Source organism: Bacillus sp. WC2507, assembly GCF_052656125.1.
Genome location: NZ_JBQXPN010000001.1, coordinates 2258967 through 2278467, shown reverse-complemented (window position 1 = coordinate 2278467; position 19501 = coordinate 2258967). Strand labels below are relative to the sequence as shown.

Here is a 19501-nt window from a genome sequence, read left to right as displayed (position 1 = left end):
ATGAATGGATTATAGCACGGAGAAATATTATATATTTATATAAAAAATATAAAGCCGTCGTTAAGCCGTAAACTGACTCTTGACAAGATTTTAAAACACTGTATTTCATGACCACATTAAAAATGCAATCGTCATACACAATAAAGGATTAGATGATTTTTTTATCATGTTTCAAATCCACGAACTCTAATAGAGCGTTTTGATTATATAAATTCACTAAATTCGTCTCTACCCCTATGCAAATTGTTTCAAGCGGAAGATCGTTTGGATCTTGACCAAATGGATCCTCAATTTCAACTCCTATCGCTTCAATACCAATAAACGCAAAACTGATAAACATAGTTGCAAGTACTGTAACCCAGCCAAGACTATCAACAAGACCAATCGGTAAAGTCCCGCAAAATATGAGCAATAAAATTTTTATATGCGCAAAATAGGCAAAAGGAATAGGTGTCGTTTTGATACGATCACATCCCCCCACAGCCGTAAGCAGATTATTCAAATCAGTTTCCATATTAATTATTGCATTTGGATGAATTTGACCCGTTTTCAAACCTTTTGATAGTATAGTTTTTAACATAAAAACTATACTAATCGGTAAATGAATAGACTCAGCCAAAATTTCTCTTTCCTTCTCAGAACAAATATCAAGCAATGATTTTATTTCAGATAAATCTTTTTCGTCTCTCAAATGTCCTTTCGCTAACTTGGGAAAAGCAATTAATAAATGTAAAAATTTTAGTTTTTCCTTATCCGTATGTTCCTCTTTAGACTCCCAATAACATAAAAAACTAATTGCTAAATTTCTACTACAAGCACCAATTGTGCCAAATAACTTTCTACCTTCCCAATATCTATCATAAGCAGTGTTAGTACGAAAAACTAACAGTAGACCTAAAGCCCCTCCAACAATTACCCAAGGCGTTTGATTCATTTTTATTTCTACATAATAATAATGAATCACAGTTACTATCGTTGAAACGCATATATATAATAAAATTTGCGGGAAAATATCTCTTATAACTGTCCCCTTTAATGTAAATATTTGATGTAAACTATTTTGATTATTGTAATGTACCATATTTACAAAATCCTCTTCCTTTTTTACTTTTTATCCTTTTAAATTATGAAAGTATACAATTGAATAATAGAATCATAAACCCTATCATTAGACAACTGGTTAAAATTATTTCTTTCAATACGGTTACTCCTTTTTACGAAAAGATAAAACATCTTTTTTTGATTTAAACAACAAATGTTCACTCTTCTAAATCACGACGCATTATTTTAGAATTTGCAATGAATAAAGCACTAATTAATACAAGAATCGCGCAGGCATATAACAACGAATCCATTGGGCTATCATGGTCTATAATAATGAGACGAACAATAGCCGTAATACCTATATATATAAAATAACGTAATGGAAAGTGAAAATTCATTTGAAAATACTTTATAATCATTACGATGAATTCAAAATATAAAAAGAATACGACAATACTATCAATTAAATGATAACTTGATTCCTCACCACTCAATTTCAATTCTTGTATAAATTGAAAGACTTCTTTCATAAGAAACACACTTAAAACAATTCCCAAACAGATCAAAGCTACATTTATAATGTACTGTAGAACGATAGGGAAAAACGAAAATACTATTTTTAAATTCTTTAACACAAACCTTTTTCTCCTTTTTATATAAAGTGAAACTTTAATTAGTGGGAGGTATCCATCCCACACTGATTATTTGTTGAACCAATCGAGCATTAACAAAAAGTGACTTTAAAATCCTTTTATCATTACATTAAAATATTTTGTATTTCACTCTTGTTATAAATCATACAGCTGAACAAAATAAGTGAAGGGAATATTTCACCTATTTTGTTCAAAAGATTATAAATTCCAATCCATCATTTCAAACTAATAGGCTGCTGCTGTGTAACACAATGAATCATGCCACCATTTTTATAAAGCTCTCTCACATCAATGCCAACTACTTTACGATCCGGGTATAACTTCTGAATCGTATCGTTTGCGATTTTATCATTCGGATCATTATAATTAGGAACCAATACTACTGTATTCCCAATATAATAATTGATATACGATCCTTTATAATCGAGAGTTTTTCCATTTTCTAAAGCAACTTTATCTTTACTAAGCGGTAAGTATTCATACTTATATTTCTTTCCTAAAGCATTTTTTGCATCTAACAATGTATCCATATCTTTGTTTGACAAACCCCATTCGGCTAGGTCATCTTCTTTCATCGTTACAATCGTAGATTTACCATGGAATTTAGCAAATCCATCAATATGAAAGTCAGTAATATCTAAATTAGGCACTCCGTCTAACCAAATAAAGTTTGTTACCCCAAGATCACTAATATATGTTTCAATGTCCTTTTCTGATAAATCAGGATTTCTATTTTTATTCGTCACAGCACTCCGGGTTAATAAAGCAGTCCCATTACTGTCTAATTCAATTGCACCACCTTCAAGGACAAACTTTCCCCAATCAATTCTTTCAATCCCTGATTGTTTACTAACATTCTCACGTATACGAGCATCATTTTTATAAGGAGTTTTCTTCCCCCAACCATTAAATGCTGGATCTAATATTTTGAGATTTTTATTATTGTCATAAACAAAAATTGGTCCACTATCCCTTGCCCATACATCATCAGTAGGCGAGATAAAGAAATCAATTTTATCCATATTCAGTCCTTTATCTATCAAAAGCTTATTAATGCGCTCTTTCTCCTCCTCATCGTATGCAACAATGTGGACTTTTTCACCTTCAGTTAATGCACTTGCCATCTTAATCCAAATCGGTTCCACTTCCTGCTTATACTCTTCACCATATGTGTATTCATGTGGCCATTGTAACCATGTACCTTCATGTTTATCTTTTTCATCTGGCATCGTATATTTTCCAACTTTTTTCTGTACCTCTACCTTTTCACTCTCTTTCCCTTTTGCATTTTCATTACCACCTTCAAAAGAACATCCACTAATAATCGTTGTAGATAATGTAGCTATTAAACAAAACTTTACTGCTTTTTTCACTTTTTCATCCTCCTGTTCTTACCTCCAATAATGTAAAGCTTCACATAGTGTGAAGCTCAAGCTTTTTCAGCTATGTAAAAATTACCAATTATTCTTTTACATATAATCACATAGATTTCATTCAAATAGATAACATTAATATCATTTAACTACCTATATAGATTTATTCAAATATCACCTACTTAGTCAGCAAATAGAACATGGCTAAATAAAAAAATCGGTATTGATAATTACATATCAATACCGATTTTTAAAATTATTATTTTCCTTCTATTAAATCATTCGCCATTTTCCTAAACTCCTGATTAAACGTATCATTCATACCATTTTGTACGTTAGAGAATAATATTACAAACGTTCGTTTATCCCAGTTAAAATTATTAAATGTATTCCAACCAGCTAATACACCATGATTATGATAATAATCTGGATTAGTATAAAAACTAAATCCATATTTTCTTACAGGTGATGCAGTAAACATATCTGATACACTTTGTTTAGAAATCAACTTTCCATCCATAATAGCCTCATCTAATCTTTTCATATCTTCAACAGTCGTATACATTTCACCACACCCATACAGCCAATTCATTTTTAACCGAGGTGCAGCTATTAACTCATTATCTTTTTTCGTATAACCTTCTGCTAAGAAAATATCTTCAGGGAGAGTTGCACCCATTCCAGATTCATGCATTTCAACAGGCGTAAAAATATTTTCTTTCACATATTCAGCGAGCGGTTTATTCGATATCTTTTCTATAATATACGCAAGCACCATATAATTATAATCTGTATATTTCCACCCCGTCCCTGCAGGAAATTGCAATTTTTGTGCACCAATCCACGTTACTAACTTTAATCGTGACGCCACATCAACCCTACCTTGTCCCTGATCTGGCAACCCAGACGTATGTGTTAACAAATTTCGTAACGTAATGTTTTTATCTGCCGGAAATGAAGGAATATACTTATTTACATTGTCTTCAATGTTTAATTTCCCTTTTTCTTTTAGTTGCATAATAGATATCGCAACTACTGTTTTCGTAATAGAACCAATACGATATTTCGTTCTTGGCGTCGTTACTACTTGATCTTTCACATTCGCATATCCATAACCTTTTCGTAAAATCACATGATCTTTACTAGCTACAAGAACACTCCCATTAAATCCTTTATCTTTTAAATATTGATCTAGTTTTCCGGCTACAACTTCATAGCGCTTTTTCTCATTCGCATCAACTTCTTGCATATCGCTCTTTTGCTTACTATTTAGATTAGAAAATGCCTTTATATCATATTTCTTACCTTTATTTGCATGGATTAGTGTAACGACACTCCCACAAAAAATAGCAAAAATAAAGAAAACGACTAACCATTTCTTTAGCATAATAGGAACCCTCTTTTATCTAGTTTCACTTAACATGCATCCATTCTATTCTATATCTTTTAATTTTCAAATATTTCATAACATTATCTATCTGTTATTCACCTAAGTCAACTAAATTCCTTTTTCTCATATTCAGTTTTTGGCTACTCTCTATTGTATTTCTTTCTTGCAAAATTTCCACCTTACAATCGTATGCACCCTACTATAATTTCAACATCTTATGTAACATTTGTTACATATCATAAAGAACGGAGTGGTAAACATGAAAAACATTGATAAACGCAATCGTTTAGATGATATGATGTTTCATTATCGGGTAACAAAAAATAATATGGTTTTAATCGAATATTACAGAAAACAAATAACGATATTAAAAGGTACTGATGCTGAAAAATTTTTAAACAAAATACATCATGCAAATAACGATAAAGAAAAACAACTAATAATGGCTAAAATTACAGGCAATTTCAAAAGAGGAAATGAACGTTATTGAAAATGAATCTCATTTACTTTTTGATTATACAACATATTAAAAAGTAAATGTCGCTCATTCGGCATTTCTTTAGATTTTCTTCATATAGAATTTACATTGCTAACTTTCTTTTATTTTTTGCTTTTACTATATAAACTCATTGCCGAGATACTTAGTAATACCACTATACATAACCACGCATACGTATACCCTTTTTTATCTACAATATAACCAAATAAAACAGGTGCAACAATAATAGCAATTTGATTTAATGTAAGTGCCAAACTAACTGTTATTCCAACAGATTCTTCATTTGCCAATTCAGCAACTTCGACGATAAAAAGACTAAACCATCCAATTGAAAAGAAGCCTAACAGTGCACTTACACCATACAATACTCCACTCGTTACTGTATGTATACTCATGACTAACAATAGAATCAAACCGATAGAAGCACAGACCGCTATCAATAAAGGCATGCGCCGATTCCCCTTATAAAACGCATCACTAATAGCTGCTAATACAATACGGCCAATCATTCCAGAAAAAAACATAACTGAAAATACTGTTCCGGCTATAATAGATGTAATTGATTGTTCCCTTACTAAAAATTTCATGAAGTGTCCAACTAACACCATTTGTAATGAAATCATGCCAATACCAGTTATATAAATTGGATACAACTCTTTTTTACATATAACTACTTTTAGCTCAGTCCAAAAAGAAATTTTAATATGTTCTTTCCTTGCTTCCGCCTGAACATATGGTTCTTTATAAAATACGAAAAATAATAGTCCTCCAATTATACAAATGCATGCAATACTATTTATCGCGTAAGCCACATTATATTGTATTGTAAGAAACGGGATTAGCGCTCCCGCTAACGCACCACCAATCGGTATACCGGCTTGCCTTATTTCCATCGCTAATCCACGATTTTCTTTTGGGAACCACTTTAAAATCACTTTACTTCCTCCTGGCTGAGAAACACTATAAAACATTCCTATTAATAAAAGCACAAACAACAACCCATTAAATCCACTTATCCCATTAGTTAGTAAAAGCGAACTCCCTAGCAAAAATGAACTTATAGAAATTAACAATTTTTCATTATATTGATCAAGTAGCCGCCCAACAAAAAGTATACAAAATAATGGTCCGACATTTACAACACTTACTAACAATCCACTCTCCATATTCGTAAGCGCATATTCTTCTTTCCAAAATAAAGCGAAAACTCCTACACCATACGTTATAAGTGTCGCTGTTGTTTGAGCAATCGTCGCAATAATTAACATCATCCACTTATAAGTACTATTCACACCCTTTTCCATTAACATTACAATCCCTCCATCCCCTTACATTGTATGAAAGTTCTGATATCATATAAAATAAAGATTCATCATATAATCCATCAAAAAAAATGATACCTTTTCGGAGGGATGATACGTGGACATAAAAGATTTAACTGTATTTTACGAAGTTGCGAAGGAAAATAATATTTCTCACGCAGCTAAAAATTTGAACTATGTACAATCAGGCGTAACAATGCGTATGAAACAACTAGAAAATGAATTAGGTGTGCCTTTATTTTACCGAAACGGAAAAGGTGTAACTTTAACCTCTAACGGTGAAATTTTATTAACATACGCCAAACAAATTATCCACTTAATGGATCAATCAATAAAAGCAGTTCAAAGTAATGGAACCGAGCCAAAAGGCACTTTAAAAATTGGATGTACAGAATCTACAACTGCGGTAAGACTCCCCTCTATATTAACGGCTTACTATGAGAAATACCCAAAAGTCGAATTGATTTTAGAAACAAATACGACCAAACAACTAATTAGGCTTGTATTAGAACGAAAACTAGACGGAGCGTTTATAGCTGGCTCTACTCAGCATACTGAACTTCATACAAGTGTATTTCGTGAAGAAGAATTAGTTCTCATTAGTAAAAAACCTTTATCCTCTCTTAAAGACATAGAAGACATGAATTTACTCGCTTTTAGTCACGGTTGCTATTATAGAAAGTTATTAGAAGACTGGCTTCAAGAAGAAGGGATCTCGCCTAAACGAGTATTAGAATTTGGAACAATCGAAGCGATACTTGCATGTGTAAAATCTGGCATGGGCGTAGCAATTATGCTGAAATCTATTTTAAATGGTCATGCACATAACGTATCATTCAATCCTTTACCAAATAGATTCAAAAAAGTTCCTACTACTTTTATTACTAGAAAAGATATATTTCACTCAGCTGCATTACAAAAATTTATGGAGATGATTTAACAATGCGTGAAAAGAAAATACGTGGTATGAAGCGTAAAACTAACACGATGATAAAGCGAATTGAAGAACATTCAAAAACGTTCCCTTCTGCTTTCTATAACGATGAATATTGGTATATGACTTTACCAGTTTCGCAAGATTTTATCGATTCTCGTAAAACACCTAGGAAAGTAAAACGATTGTGTATACAAACTTTATTAAATCAAGCAAACCATTTAATAAAAATGAAACCGAGCGATACACATACATATCGAGTTGTTGTTTTGATTTCTATAGAAAATTTATGGAGCTCTCAAATCATCATATTTAAAAATGATGACTACTTTCATAATTTTTTTAATAGAAATAGTGAATTTCAAAAATGGATTCTTCTTTCAAATAAACCTGATTTTTGGAAAACATGGGGAATTTCAATTTATCCCACTTTCCAAAGGTTGCACTTTCAAGAAATCATTTATGATGAGGGTGCAATCTATGAAAAACAGATTTTGTTTGTTGGAGAGTTATCTTAAAAGGGGAACTTTCAAAATAAAAGCTTCCCTTTTTTCATTTAACAAAATCGCTATATAATGAATTTAGAATTTCACTATATAGGAGGTTTTCAAATGGTAATCCCGAAATATCCTGATGTCCCTACCCTTACGAAAAAAAAATCGATCAAATTACAGAAATCACTTTTTTAAAAGAAATAGCACCACAAAAATGTGATGCAATTTTCGTTTTCGGCGGTTCTCATCCTGGCAATTGGCAAACTCCTCTAGAAGCTTATCGACAAGGTTTAGGAAATCAAATTATCGTTACAGGTGGTACTAGTTTACATGGTATGAAACATCCAAGTTGGAATTATGGGAATTTGTCAGAAGCAGAAGTAATTGAACATGGTGTACCAAAAGATGCTATCATTTTCGAGACAAACTCCCTCCATTCTATCGCTAATGTAATGGAAGCGAAAAAGATTTTTGATTTCACAAAGATTAACCGGTTGCTATTTGTATGCAAAAGCTTAGGCGCTGGTCGGCAATATAGAGTATTAAAAAAACATTTACCTAAAACTATTACTTGTATCCCATATACATTTGATACCAGTTTCGATGGTGAGTTTATAATTAATAGATATAATTGGATGGAAAATGAGAAAAGCCGCTCTATGATTTTTGGAGAATACTTGAGAAATGTTTGCTACGGCAGAAAAGGTGGTATTGAGCCACCTGAAAAAGAGGTTCATGGTCTAGAAGAATATGTATCCTATTACTATAATCTAGCATAATAGAAAAAAGGTATACCTAAAACGCCGGTATACCTTTTATGCTATTTCACTTATTTTTCTTTTAATACACTATGTAACCGATCTGAATAATTTGTAAACATTCCTGTAGCACCCCATTTAATTAACAATCTCATATCTGGTTTCTCATTAATTGTATACGGATGAATTAACAGTCTATTTTTCCGAGCCATTTTTATATATGACTCATCAATAATTAGTTCTCCGTTGTCATTACGTAAGTTTGGCCCAATACCGACTGCATACTTTTTAATTTCTTGAAAATCTTCATTCGTTACACTTTTCGGCTCATGTGTAATGCCAGACCATTCAACAATCTCATTGTTTTCATTCGGATAATACCAAAGTAGTTGAACTAATGGAATATTTTCATTCATACGAAATAAAATTCTATTGTGATTCTTTATAGTAATTGTCATTTGACGTGATATTTACGTAAATCTAGATTTTACTTAATTATATTTCGTATGCCCTTTCTTGCAAGTTTAGGTTTCTTTTGAGAATGTGGTATATTTACCTGCCCTGAAGTAGGCGTGGATTGTCTCCTTTCCTTCCTTGACAGTTTAGGCTTCTTTTGAGAATGTAATTCCTTTAAATGTCCCGAAGTAATACCTTGTTTTCTAAAATCAAAGTAAAAATACAAATGTGTACTTAGGGCTAAGAACACAACGGAAAAAAATGAGGCGAGAAGGATTAATAAAATGGACATAGCTTTTTGGCTCAACATTCCAATACTAACTTGACCGATCATATAACCTAAACTTGAAAAAAATACAATTCTAGGAATTTTCACATCTTGATTAGTTGTCCCCCTTAAGCGGGCTGTAAAATATTTAATCCAAAATAATTCAGATTTATAAACAATTAAACTATATGCAATAAGCGATAAAATAAAAAATAAAGGGGACTCTATTTCTACGAATTCGTAAGCTAACTTTTGCACAGCTATAAAACTACAAAATGAAATACTTAATGAAACAAATCCAGAATATAATAAATGTTGCAATTGAGGCTGCCGAGGCTTATAAATAGAAACCCAAATTCCCCATAGATTACATATCACATAAAATGGTAAAGCTACGTAAGAGTATATATTGTACGGTGGAAATATAAATAAAATGATAAGTAGAAGAAAATTCATGAAAACCCACATAAACGCCCCTACAACATTCCTTATATCAAATGGTATTAATATTCGCATGCAATCAACTATGTTGTTGCCATTATATTTGTCCATTATGCATCCCATCCATTTCCTTCCTCTTCAAATCAATATATACCCATATATACACTCCAGATATACTAAGCACAACAGCCAATAAAGAAAAGACTAAAATTAAGACCGTCGCTAAAGCATTTTGTGATAATGAACCTATACATATCTGTCCAATAATATATCCCAATCCTGAAAAATAAACAATTGGAGAAATTTTTATATTGTCATTTTCTTCATTGTTTAATCGCTTTAAAAAACTTTTCATTCCAATAGAAATCAATTTATAAATTGTAAAAATGTAAAGCACAAAAGTAACAATAAAAAATAGAGGCGTTTCAATTTTAATAAAAGTATATGCAATCTTTTGAATCACTATAAAGCTTCCAAAAGAAAAAGTTATTCCCATAAATCCATTATATAAAATGTGTACCAACCTTAGCTCATTTGGTTTACAAAAAAATACCCATACCCCCCATATATTAGCAGTCAAAAGAAAAGGTAAAATTATATATAAGTATATAGTAAAGGTTGGAGGAAATAAAAATGGGGTTAAAATCATAAAATTAATAACTACCCACACCATAACGACACTCGATTTTACACTGTCAGGCATCAATTTCCGAATAATTTGTTCTGTGCTTTTTCCGTGGTATTTTTCCATATTAATCTCCCAAAACTAAAAAATTTTATCTAAAGCTGCTCCGATTCCAGATTTAACTCTATCTTTTATCGAATCCTGTTTACCATCATGATTTCAATCACCTTTGTTAAATTTGATTCCATCAGTTAACATACCTAAAAATACAGAAGCACCAAACCAAATGCCAACCACAACTATAGTGCCAATTGGTCCCCCTATTGCAGCACCAGTCCGTTCACTAACAGCAGTAGAGCCAATCCCAATTGATGCATAGCCTAAAGCATTTGTTTTTAATTTCAATGAATCTTAAAGAATTTCTTTTGGTGATAAAATATGTCTTTTTACATCGTCTATTTGCTTTACTTCGGCTAAAGGAAATGTAGTATGTAATCTCTAGGAAATATAATACAATAAACAAATGATTCAATCTAGTAATTACCAACACTTATAACTAAAAACTAAAAAAATTCTAATAACAACAAAAGGAAAGGGAATTAATTCACATATATTTTTATCATAATAATGTCTCTTCACTACACAATTTTTATTTTGCAAACTAAAAAAATAAAAGTATCGTCCTATATAAGACAATACTTCCGTAGTTACTTAAACATCACATAATAAATTACCCATAACCTCTCCAAGCACTACATCTGGATTTACTACCTCTTTTACCGAACGCCATCCTATGAAGCCATCTGGTCTAATTAATACAACTCCGTCATTCTCTATACCATATAATTTGCTAAAAATATCTTCTTGAGCAATAAAGTCTCCACTTAAACCAACGCGATACACTTTTATATTTACTCCTAATTTAGCTGAAACAGTATGTGCTGGTTCAGCCCAAGAAGCATTTTCTACTCCAGTAAGTAATACAAAATCATTACCGAATAAGTCTAGTATAGAAACCTTCTGCCCTTCATACATTCCAAGAAAATGTGGTGCTCGCGTTCCAGGTCTTCCGTTCAACTGTACTATATCCATTCTATGCGGGGTAACTAAGTCATCTATAATCGCCTCTGAACTATATTGATACCCAACAGTTACAGCTAAACCGTCCATGATATTCAAATTACCTTCCTCCCTATTAGCAGCACGAAACAGTAAACTACTCGCATAATCTGTCGTTAATTTTGCAACAGGGTATCTCTCTTCATGATATGTTTCTAACAATTTTGGTTGTGCTTTCCCTTTTATAACAGCCGCTAATTTCCAAGCTAGATTGTGCGCATCTTGTATCCCTGTATTTGAACCAAACCCACCAGTTGGCGGCATAATATGTGCAGAATCGCCAACTAAAAAAATGCGATTATCTTGAAATTTTGTAGCAGTACTTTCAGTCGCCTCCCACGGTAAAACACTTACTATTTCTGACTTAACATTTGTACTTCCTATTGCGGTTTGAATAATTTGTTTACAACGTTCTATCGTGAAATCCTCTGGCCCCTCTCCTTTTAATGGATCGTAGGATACATGATAAATCCATCTTCTTGCGTTATCGACTGGAATAAGTGCACCAAGAACTTCCGGATGAAGTACCATAGAAAAACCAAATGCATCTCCTTGTATAAACTCACTTAAATCCGCTTCAAAATAAATATTCATATAATAGCCACCGATTGTACCTCTTCCCTCCGTACTTATCCCTAGCTGCTCACGTATTTTACTTTTTGCACCATCAGCTGCAATTACATAGTCACAATGAATAATACTTTCTTCTTCCGTTTCGCGATTCCGAATCGTTGCTATTACTTCGTGCTCATTTTGTTCATAAGAAACTAATTGATGATAAAAGGATAATTCTCCGCCTAATGTTTTCGCTTCTTGCAACATCATCTCTTCTAAAATTATTTGATAACAAGCAGTTTGTTTTGATGGACTAATCTCTTCTACCTTTTGAAGTAACTTTTCATCGTTTCCATACTGAGTCGCCCTCATTTTTGCCAACGCTTCCTTACTCGCCTCAGCTATTGTATGAACCGCTATTCTTCCTCGGCAATTTTCTAACGCTTTACCCGCCGATCTAATTCTTTGTTCTAAACCCAATTCTCGAAATAACTCCATCGTACGAAAAGTGATTCCACCTGCTTTTGGATGAATTGCAGTAGACAGATGCCTTTCAATAAGTAAATAATCAATATTATGTTTTGCAAGAAATAACGCAGATGCTAACCCCGATAATCCCCCTCCAACAATTAAAACTGGTACATCATTCGATTTCATATATTTATCCCCCACATCATTGTTCTGAGCTCAGTGATATAAATATAATCAAAAAAGCAACAAAGATATAGACTTATATTTCATATTAAATTATCATATAGATAGATTACGCCCCAAATTACTTTTACTTTTTCATACAAATATAATCCGCTTGAATTATGCGTGTATGAAAAAGTAAAACGAAAGAACTCGCTTTAGTAGACACCAAAATAATGAAAACATTATAAGCGGTCGTAACCCTAAAAATTATACAGGGTTACGACCGCTTAATTTTTTGCCCAATGGCTTAACCATCCTCATCTGGAAACAACGTATTATTAAATCATTTTCTTTTTTAAAACTTTATCCATTCTGGTATGTAATCTTTTTCTATCCCCCTATCATTTTCAACATAAAAAATTCATTCGTCTCGATTTTCTTTCCCAATATTGCAGCTCATTCAACAATCATGTAGCATTACCGTATCGAAGTAATGGTTCATCATCTTAAACCTTTCGACTCATTACCAGGAGGTATAGTGATTGAAATGAATAAACAAGAACAATTAAATGTTATAAAAAAAGATTTTGTTGATTCTCAAAAAGTATTATTGGCAATTGGCGATGAAACACGTCAAGCTATTTTGTTAGTTCTCATGGAAACGGAATGTCAAACCGGATTACGTGTAGGAGAAATTACGAAACAAACACACCTTTCTCGACCAGCAGTATCACATCACCTTAGAATTTTACGAGAAGCCGGTATTATTTTAATGCGAAAAGAAGGTACAAAAAACTTTTATTATATTGATATACGTACAAAATTAAGTTTATTAAAAAATCTTGTATTAGATATTGAAAAGCTATTGCACAACTTTTATTGAAATTTGGAGGGATAAGAAATGAAAGCAATGATAATTGACAAGTATGGAAAAGTCCCAATGCGTATGGCAGAGGTACCTACTCCTGAAATAAATGAGCATGAAGTGCTCGCAGAAATTCATGCAGCTAGTATTAACCCGATTGACTTTAAAATACGCGATGGAAAAGTGAAGATGTTACTTAAATATGAAATGCCCCTAATCCTTGGTAATGACTTTTCCGGTGTCATCGTGCAGGTTGGATCAAAAGTAACTCACTTTAAAGTCGGCGATGAAATATATGCACGTCCAAGAAAAAATAAGATCGGTACTTTCGCGGAATATATAGCCATTCATGAGGATGATATAGCTTTAAAACCAGAGAATTTAAGTTTTGAGGAAGCGGCGTCTATTCCTCTCGTTGGCTTAACGTCATATCAAGCATTACATGACATCATGCAACTAAAAAAAGGGCAAAAGATTTTAATTCACGCTGGATCTGGTGGTGTTGGTACTTTCGCAATTCAGTTAGCAAAAATAATGGGTGCTACCGTTACAACGACTGCAAGTGAAGCTGGTGCGAATTTAGTAAAATCTCTTGGCGCAGATGAAATTATTAATTACAAAACAGAAAAATTTGAAGATATACTAACAAATTATGATGCAGTTTTTGATACAATCGGCGGTACAACACTTGAAAAATCATTCAACATTATAAAAAGCGGTGGCAACATTGTTTCCGTTTCAGGTATGCCGAATGCTCGATTCGGTAAAGAATTTGGTTCTGGATTTTTTAAAACACTCTTATTTTCATTAGCAAGCAAAAAACTTACTGCACTTGAAAAAAAGCATAATGCGCAATATTCATTTTTATTTATGAAACCAAGCGGAGATCAATTACGTACTATCGCAAATTATATTGAAGATGGAAAAATCAAACCGGTAATCGATCGAGTTTTCCCTTTTGAAGATGCTCAAAAAGCAATGGAATATTCAGAGGCTGGAAGAGCAAAAGGAAAAATAATCGTAAAAATTAAGTAATAATAAAAACTCCATTTTTTTAAAATGGAGTTTTATATTTGCTGTTAAATAGACATAGGGCAATGAAGTCCTTACAATAGATTGCAAGGGGAAATATCATATTATACTTTTAGCTAACTTTACAAAGAATACATACGTACAAATACATAATAAAAAATAAACAAGGAGGAGATAAAATGACTAAAAATAATGAAGCTGGTTGGAATTTAGATAATAGTTATAAGACTTTACCACAATCATTTTATACAGAAATCCCCCCTACTCCAGTAAATTCACCGGAGCTAGTTAAACTAAATCATTCACTAGCAATATCTCTTGGCTTTAATCCTGAAGAATTGAAAAAGGAAGCTGAAATTGCTATTTTCGCTGGTAATGCACTCCCAGAAGGAGCTCATCCATTAGCTCAAGCATATGCGGGTCATCAATTCGGACATTTTAATATGTTAGGCGACGGTCGTGCTCTTTTAATTGGCGAACAAATTACACCTTCAGGAAAACGTTTTGACATTCAACTGAAAGGTTCTGGCCCTACTCCGTATTCACGCCGCGGTGATGGTCGTGCTGCACTTGGTCCAATGCTACGTGAATATATTATTAGTGAAGCAATGTATGCACTTGATATTCCGACTACCCGCAGTTTAGCAGTTGTCACAACAGGCGAGCCAACATATCGTGAAACAAAGTTACCTGGAGCAATTTTAACTAGAGTAGCAAGCAGCCATATACGCGTCGGCACATTTCAATATGCTGCAGCTCGTGGTTCTACCGAGGATCTTCAATCACTAGCTGACTATACAATAAAAAGGCATTATCCAGAAATTGAAGCTCATGAAAACCGATATACTGCATTACTACAAGAAGTTATAAAGAAACAAGCAAGTCTCATCGCTAAATGGCAACTTGTTGGATTTATCCATGGTGTAATGAATACTGACAATATAACGATTAGTGGAGAAACAATTGATTACGGCCCTTGTGCATTTATGGACAATTACGACCAAGGAACTGTATTTAGCTCAATCGATACACAAGGTCGCTACGCATATGGAAATCAGCCATATATGGCCGCATGGGATCTCGCGCGACTAGCTGAATCTTTAATACCGATTCTACACGAAGATGAAGAAGAAGCATTAAAAATTGCTCAAGACGAAATTTCAAAATTTAGCGTACAATATGAAAACCAGTGGTTCATTGGAATGAAAAAGAAATTAGGACTATTTAGCAGTGAGGAACAAGATCAATCACTTATTGAGCAACTTTTAAAAATGATGGAGAAACATAAAGCAGATTACACAAATACATTCCGTTCATTAACTCTTCATACGATCGAAAATACAGCTCTATTTGATAGTCCAGAATTTAAAGAATGGTACAAACTATGGCAATCTCGATTAGAAAAACAAGAAGAATCGAAAGAAAACGCCTACGAAATGATGAAAAATAATAATCCATCCATCATCCCAAGGAACCATCGCGTAGAAGAAGCACTAGAAGCAGCTGTCACAAATAGCGACTATAGCGTAATGGAGAAACTTCTTGAAGCTCTATCAAATCCTTATGCGTATGCTACAGATCAAGAAGAATACTGTGTTCCACCTGCGCCGACGAATCGTCCTTATCGTACTTTTTGTGGGACTTGATTGTGTAATATCTTTTAATGTGCTTTCAATTATTGAAGGCACATTTTTATTTTATTCACCATTGACGAATGAAGGAATTATACTCCAACTTATAATTTGTACCCCTAACAAAATATCTTTTCTATTTTAGAATAACTATTTCCTCTTTTCTTTACGAAATGAAACAAAACATAATACCAATTATTCCGATTACCCTAATAATAAACTTACTTAACAAATGTTGAGAAATAATATTTCCACTTTTAAGTAGTATCATTTCTGTTATTATATTTTATAAGAATATTCAAAAAATGAAGAGCTTTTATGTTTACATCCACTAAAAGTGAACAAATCACACAACTGTTAAATGAATGGTACATAGAAATACGATCTAGACATATAAATAATGCAACTCGCCTTAAAGAGCAAATAGATATTAAAATCAATGAATTAAAAACTACTTCTCAAGAGATTGGACAAGATCAAAATCTTTTGCTTTATTATTCTTTATTAGACTTTCGTTATAACTATTTAATTGATAACTTAGGTGTATCTAAAGCTAGTTTTAATCAAGTTGAATCATTTGAAATCCCAACAAATAATTTCTTATCATATTACTACCATTTCTTTAAAGCAATTCATTCTGACGCAGTCGGAAACTATGTACTAGCAAAAGAGCATTATTATAAAGCCGAAGCTTCGCTTCAATATGTTCCCGATGAACTTGAAAAGGCGGAATTCTATTATAAACTAGGGTATTCTTACTACGATAATCAACAAGCACTTCAAGCTATCAAAGAAGTAACAAAAGCTAAAGATATGTTTTCTAATCAATCTGGATATGAACTGAATACGGCTTTTTGTGATAACATTTTAGGCCTAGCCTGCACATATTTAAAAGAATGGGAACTAGCCGAAGAGCACTTTACAGCTGCAATGGATCAATTCCAAAAAATCAGCGAAAAAAGATTTATTTTAATGGTTCGACACAACTTAGGATGGATGTATGCAACACAAAATCTCTCCGCTTTAGCTATTCGTTATCTTTCGGAAGTTGTTGAACAGTCTCCAACTCACTATAAAGCTATCTATGTTAAAGCAAAAGAACATTACAAAATAAATCAGCCTGATATCGCTCATGATCTAATTGAAAAAGGAATAAATATTTGTAATAAATTAGAACAAAAAGAATATCAACATCGTAATTTCATTTTAAGAGAAATGAACAATAATTCACCAGCTGAAGAGTTAGAAAAAGTAATTCTAGCAGGAATTTCTTATTTTAATAACGAAGAGCTATATGATAATGTTCAAGAGTATTATGAAACTCTAGCAACTAAATTTCATGAAGAAAATCAACACTCTAAAGCAAGTGAATATTTTTATTTAGCATTACAAGCAAGACAAAAATCTTTTGAGAAAGGAGCATTAAAATGAAAAAAATACTATTGAGTCTGATGGGAATTATCACTCTATTAACTTTAACAACTAATGTAGTAAGTGACAATTCATCTAAAAATTCTGACATACAAAGAGTTATGTTATCAGAAGGCGACGGTGGTGGTTGATTTTTATAAGATTTTATGAAATACTTTTGCAATTCCCACTAAAAAAGAAGCTTATATAAACACAGCTTTCTTTTTAGTGGGAATTCATTTAATAACATTCAACTCTAAATGCTTTGACTAATATACTCACTCCCTCATTATTAAACCCATATTTTTTTGATAAAATTAAAAGATTCTTTCATCGCCCCTCTTACTTATTACAAAAAACTTCTCATCAACTCCGCAATCCCCCTACTCCCCTCACTACCAACTTTCTCAAGTTCCTCCACAACTACATTCCGTCTCTCTACAGAATGATTTTGACTTAACTTCGCTTTTCCTTCTATTTTATTTATCTTTATTTTGAATCCAACTATTCCCTTACTTAATCCTGCCATATAATTCGAATCTACCTCATTTAGCGAGTAGGTACTCTGCGGCTCTTCATATGTATGTACTAAATCTTGAAGAGATTTTAATAATTCCTGTTGATCCTCAACTATTTCCAACTCTCCATATACATGCGCCGCAACGTAATTCCATGTTGGTACTGCATTGTTTGTTTCATACCATGACGGAGAGATATAACTATGCGGCCCTTGAAATATAACTAGTGCTTGCTGATTCCCAATATCTTTCCACTGTTCATTCGGACGTGCGAAATGGCCATGTAAAGTTAGAGTCTCCCTATTTAATAACAACGGTAAATGCGTTGCATATGGTTCCCCATTATGTTGAGAAAATAATGTGGCAAAACTATTTTGTTCAATTATTTCGTACTTCATCTCTTCATCTTGTATTGCAAAATATTTTGGTATGTACATAAGCTCCCTCTTTTCCGATCTTTTCTTTTTTATTTCCTATTATATTTAGTAGTCGTATCAATCAACAGGGACAGTTTGTCATTATTTTATAATGGCAGCTTTCAATTTAAAAAGAATAGGCCGCATGTACTCAATGCGACCTTAGTTTATTTCCTCCAGTATACTTGTAATAAATGCCGTCTTACCTTCACTATAACTGGATCGATTTTTCGATTCTCTTGCTAACTCTTCCTTTAAACGTCCATATTCAAAAGCAACATCTTCATGTTCACGAAGGTAATCCCGAAACGCTATATGTTTTCTTAGCTCTTCGCTATCTTGGTCACATACATACAAATGATGTTGCATCCAAACTGTACTTTCCCCGCCCCAAGGAACGAAAGCATCCTTTCTGCCAAACGCCTCTCTTCCTTTAAAGCTCCATTCCACTTGATGATAGTATCCTATGGCTTCAAGCTTTTTTACTACTCCAGGAAAAATTTTGTACTCTTCTATTACTATATCAATATCTAATATTGGCTTCGATGCAAGTCCTTTAATAGATGTACTTCCAACATGTTCAATGGATAAAATGCTGTCTTCCATTACATCGTTAATGAGAGTTTGTAGCTTATTAAATTCACCTTCCCATTTGGTGTTATATTCTTCAATAGTAATTCTCTGTTTCAATATATCCCTCTTCCCAATACAATTTACAACCTTTGAATATGAGTATCTTTAAAATCCGTCTCATATTTCAATCCATATCCAAACATTCGATCCATCCCAATATGTGCTGTCCATATTAAGCCAATCATTGTAACAGTATCTACCTTAAAATAGACACCCATTATAGCTATTACTATCGATATAATATATGTGTGAAAAATATTATAAATTTTAGCACCTACATAATTATTTATACCATACCCTAACATTGATAAATCCGGTGCTAAAAGGAACACAAAAAATATAATCCAACTAAATTCATATATTGAATACGCATAAATTGTGGCTAACAAAACAACAAGTCCTTCAAAATGTACAATACGTTTTTGCATT

The 19501-nt window shown here is 32.7% G+C and carries 19 protein-coding genes and 3 pseudogenes; 9 read left to right on the top strand and 13 right to left on the bottom strand.

Features of this window, described 5'->3' with window-relative positions:
• Nucleotides 1-148 precede the first annotated feature (148 nt).
• The 4 genes from ACUN28_RS12035 to ACUN28_RS12020 all read right to left on the bottom strand — a co-directional run bounded on the left by ACUN28_RS12035 (nt 149) and on the right by ACUN28_RS12020 (nt 4457).
• Nucleotides 149-1081, bottom strand: a complete 933-nt coding sequence (locus tag ACUN28_RS12035; protein ID WP_016086921.1) for a bestrophin family protein — start codon at nt 1079-1081, stop codon at nt 149-151.
• Between the two features lie 178 nt (nt 1082-1259).
• Nucleotides 1260-1679 carry a phosphate-starvation-inducible protein PsiE gene (psiE, locus tag ACUN28_RS12030; RefSeq protein WP_016086920.1) on the bottom strand — a complete coding sequence of 140 codons (420 nt, stop codon included), beginning with the start codon at nt 1677-1679 and terminating at the stop codon, nt 1260-1262.
• Nucleotides 1680-1912: 233 nt separating this feature from the next.
• Nucleotides 1913-3070, bottom strand: a complete 1158-nt coding sequence (locus tag ACUN28_RS12025) for an agmatine deiminase family protein (RefSeq protein WP_016086919.1) — start codon at nt 3068-3070, stop codon at nt 1913-1915.
• A 259-nt stretch (nt 3071-3329) separates the two neighbouring features.
• Nucleotides 3330-4457, bottom strand: a complete 1128-nt coding sequence (locus ACUN28_RS12020) for a serine hydrolase domain-containing protein (RefSeq protein ID WP_016086918.1) — start codon at nt 4455-4457, stop codon at nt 3330-3332.
• 262 nt (nt 4458-4719) lie between these two features.
• Here ACUN28_RS12020 and ACUN28_RS12015 point away from each other — a divergent pair, with 262 nt between their 5' ends.
• Complete coding sequence (locus ACUN28_RS12015; RefSeq protein ID WP_016086917.1) at nt 4720-4950, top strand: hypothetical protein; 231 nt, start codon at nt 4720-4722, stop codon at nt 4948-4950.
• A gap of 110 nt (nt 4951-5060) precedes the next feature.
• On the opposite strand, the gene ACUN28_RS12010 is transcribed toward ACUN28_RS12015, so the two are convergent.
• Complete coding sequence (locus ACUN28_RS12010; RefSeq protein ID WP_016086916.1) at nt 5061-6269, bottom strand: MFS transporter; 1209 nt, start codon at nt 6267-6269, stop codon at nt 5061-5063.
• Between the two features lie 109 nt (nt 6270-6378).
• Here ACUN28_RS12010 and ACUN28_RS12005 point away from each other — a divergent pair, with 109 nt between their 5' ends.
• The 3 genes and pseudogenes from ACUN28_RS12005 to ACUN28_RS11995 all read left to right on the top strand — a co-directional run bounded on the left by ACUN28_RS12005 (nt 6379) and on the right by ACUN28_RS11995 (nt 8488).
• Nucleotides 6379-7221 (top strand): LysR family transcriptional regulator, encoded by an 843-nt coding sequence (locus tag ACUN28_RS12005; protein WP_016086915.1) that lies wholly within the window; start codon nt 6379-6381, stop codon nt 7219-7221.
• A gap of 2 nt (nt 7222-7223) precedes the next feature.
• Complete coding sequence (locus ACUN28_RS12000; protein WP_016086914.1) at nt 7224-7733, top strand: DUF3916 domain-containing protein; 510 nt, start codon at nt 7224-7226, stop codon at nt 7731-7733.
• Between the two features lie 93 nt (nt 7734-7826).
• Nucleotides 7827-8488, top strand: a pseudogene (locus ACUN28_RS11995) (YdcF family protein).
• A 50-nt stretch (nt 8489-8538) separates the two neighbouring features.
• Here the strand turns inward: ACUN28_RS11995 and ACUN28_RS11990 are convergent.
• From ACUN28_RS11990 to ACUN28_RS11970, 5 genes and pseudogenes are all read right to left on the bottom strand, one after another.
• Nucleotides 8539-8883 (bottom strand): annotated as a pseudogene (locus ACUN28_RS11990) (glycerophosphodiester phosphodiesterase family protein); the annotation flags it as partial.
• Between the two features lie 71 nt (nt 8884-8954).
• On the bottom strand, nt 8955-9755 hold the full coding sequence (locus ACUN28_RS11985) for a hypothetical protein (protein ID WP_016086911.1): 801 nt from the start codon (nt 9753-9755) through the stop codon (nt 8955-8957).
• The gene (locus tag ACUN28_RS11980; protein ID WP_016086910.1) at nt 9730-10383 is read right to left on the bottom strand and encodes a hypothetical protein; all 654 of its coding nucleotides are present in this window, start codon (nt 10381-10383) and stop codon (nt 9730-9732) included. The genes ACUN28_RS11985 and ACUN28_RS11980 overlap by 26 nt, the downstream gene beginning before the upstream one ends.
• 15 nt (nt 10384-10398) lie before the next feature.
• Nucleotides 10399-10746, bottom strand: a pseudogene (locus ACUN28_RS11975) (type VII secretion protein); the annotation flags it as partial.
• A gap of 222 nt (nt 10747-10968) precedes the next feature.
• The gene (locus ACUN28_RS11970) at nt 10969-12588 is read right to left on the bottom strand and encodes an FAD-dependent oxidoreductase (RefSeq protein WP_016086909.1); all 1620 of its coding nucleotides are present in this window, start codon (nt 12586-12588) and stop codon (nt 10969-10971) included.
• A gap of 517 nt (nt 12589-13105) precedes the next feature.
• Here ACUN28_RS11970 and ACUN28_RS11965 point away from each other — a divergent pair.
• The 5 genes from ACUN28_RS11965 (at nt 13106) to ACUN28_RS11945 (ending at nt 17657) form a co-directional block, all read left to right on the top strand.
• Nucleotides 13106-13450, top strand: a complete 345-nt coding sequence (locus ACUN28_RS11965; RefSeq protein WP_016086908.1) for an ArsR/SmtB family transcription factor — start codon at nt 13106-13108, stop codon at nt 13448-13450.
• 18 nt (nt 13451-13468) lie between these two features.
• Nucleotides 13469-14467, top strand: a complete 999-nt coding sequence (locus ACUN28_RS11960; protein WP_016086907.1) for an NADP-dependent oxidoreductase — start codon at nt 13469-13471, stop codon at nt 14465-14467.
• Between the two features lie 176 nt (nt 14468-14643).
• Nucleotides 14644-16110: a protein adenylyltransferase SelO gene (locus tag ACUN28_RS11955; RefSeq protein ID WP_016086906.1), complete on the top strand. Its 1467-nt coding sequence runs from the start codon at nt 14644-14646 to the stop codon at nt 16108-16110.
• A gap of 303 nt (nt 16111-16413) precedes the next feature.
• A complete protein-coding gene (locus ACUN28_RS11950) occupies nt 16414-17526 on the top strand; it encodes a Rap family tetratricopeptide repeat protein (RefSeq protein WP_000495320.1) in 1113 nt (370 codons plus the stop codon).
• Nucleotides 17523-17657, top strand: coding sequence for a hypothetical protein (locus ACUN28_RS11945; protein WP_016086905.1), 135 nt, complete (start codon nt 17523-17525; stop codon nt 17655-17657). Before ACUN28_RS11950 ends, ACUN28_RS11945 begins: the two co-directional genes overlap by 4 nt.
• A 197-nt stretch (nt 17658-17854) precedes the next feature.
• Here the strand turns inward: ACUN28_RS11945 and ACUN28_RS11940 are convergent, their stop codons facing one another.
• The 3 genes from ACUN28_RS11940 to ACUN28_RS11930 form a co-directional block, all read right to left on the bottom strand.
• On the bottom strand, nt 17855-18460 hold the full coding sequence (locus ACUN28_RS11940; RefSeq protein WP_016086904.1) for an FMN-binding negative transcriptional regulator: 606 nt from the start codon (nt 18458-18460) through the stop codon (nt 17855-17857).
• Between the two features lie 141 nt (nt 18461-18601).
• Complete coding sequence (locus ACUN28_RS11935; protein ID WP_016086903.1) at nt 18602-19129, bottom strand: GrpB family protein; 528 nt, start codon at nt 19127-19129, stop codon at nt 18602-18604.
• Between the two features lie 23 nt (nt 19130-19152).
• Nucleotides 19153-19500, bottom strand: coding sequence for a DUF4260 domain-containing protein (locus ACUN28_RS11930; RefSeq protein WP_016086902.1), 348 nt, complete (start codon nt 19498-19500; stop codon nt 19153-19155).
• Nucleotide 19501: the final 1 nt, after the last annotated feature.

Coding starts and splice junctions, on each gene's coding strand:
- ACUN28_RS12035 (WP_016086921.1), bottom strand. CDS start 1,081: ATGGTACATTACAATAATCAAAATAGTTTACATCAAATATTTACATTA.
- ACUN28_RS12020 (WP_016086918.1), bottom strand. CDS start 4,457: ATGCTAAAGAAATGGTTAGTCGTTTTCTTTATTTTTGCTATTTTTTGT.
- ACUN28_RS12015 (WP_016086917.1), top strand. CDS start 4,720: ATGAAAAACATTGATAAACGCAATCGTTTAGATGATATGATGTTTCAT.
- ACUN28_RS12010 (WP_016086916.1), bottom strand. CDS start 6,269: ATGTTAATGGAAAAGGGTGTGAATAGTACTTATAAGTGGATGATGTTA.
- ACUN28_RS12000 (WP_016086914.1), top strand. CDS start 7,224: ATGCGTGAAAAGAAAATACGTGGTATGAAGCGTAAAACTAACACGATG.
- ACUN28_RS11985 (WP_016086911.1), bottom strand. CDS start 9,755: ATGGGATGCATAATGGACAAATATAATGGCAACAACATAGTTGATTGC.
- ACUN28_RS11980 (WP_016086910.1), bottom strand. CDS start 10,383: ATGGAAAAATACCACGGAAAAAGCACAGAACAAATTATTCGGAAATTG.
- ACUN28_RS11970 (WP_016086909.1), bottom strand. CDS start 12,588: ATGAAATCGAATGATGTACCAGTTTTAATTGTTGGAGGGGGATTATCG.
- ACUN28_RS11960 (WP_016086907.1), top strand. CDS start 13,469: ATGAAAGCAATGATAATTGACAAGTATGGAAAAGTCCCAATGCGTATG.
- ACUN28_RS11955 (WP_016086906.1), top strand. CDS start 14,644: ATGACTAAAAATAATGAAGCTGGTTGGAATTTAGATAATAGTTATAAG.
- ACUN28_RS11950 (WP_000495320.1), top strand. CDS start 16,414: ATGTTTACATCCACTAAAAGTGAACAAATCACACAACTGTTAAATGAA.
- ACUN28_RS11945 (WP_016086905.1), top strand. CDS start 17,523: ATGAAAAAAATACTATTGAGTCTGATGGGAATTATCACTCTATTAACT.
- ACUN28_RS11940 (WP_016086904.1), bottom strand. CDS start 18,460: ATGTACATACCAAAATATTTTGCAATACAAGATGAAGAGATGAAGTAC.
- ACUN28_RS11930 (WP_016086902.1), bottom strand. CDS start 19,500: ATGCAAAAACGTATTGTACATTTTGAAGGACTTGTTGTTTTGTTAGCC.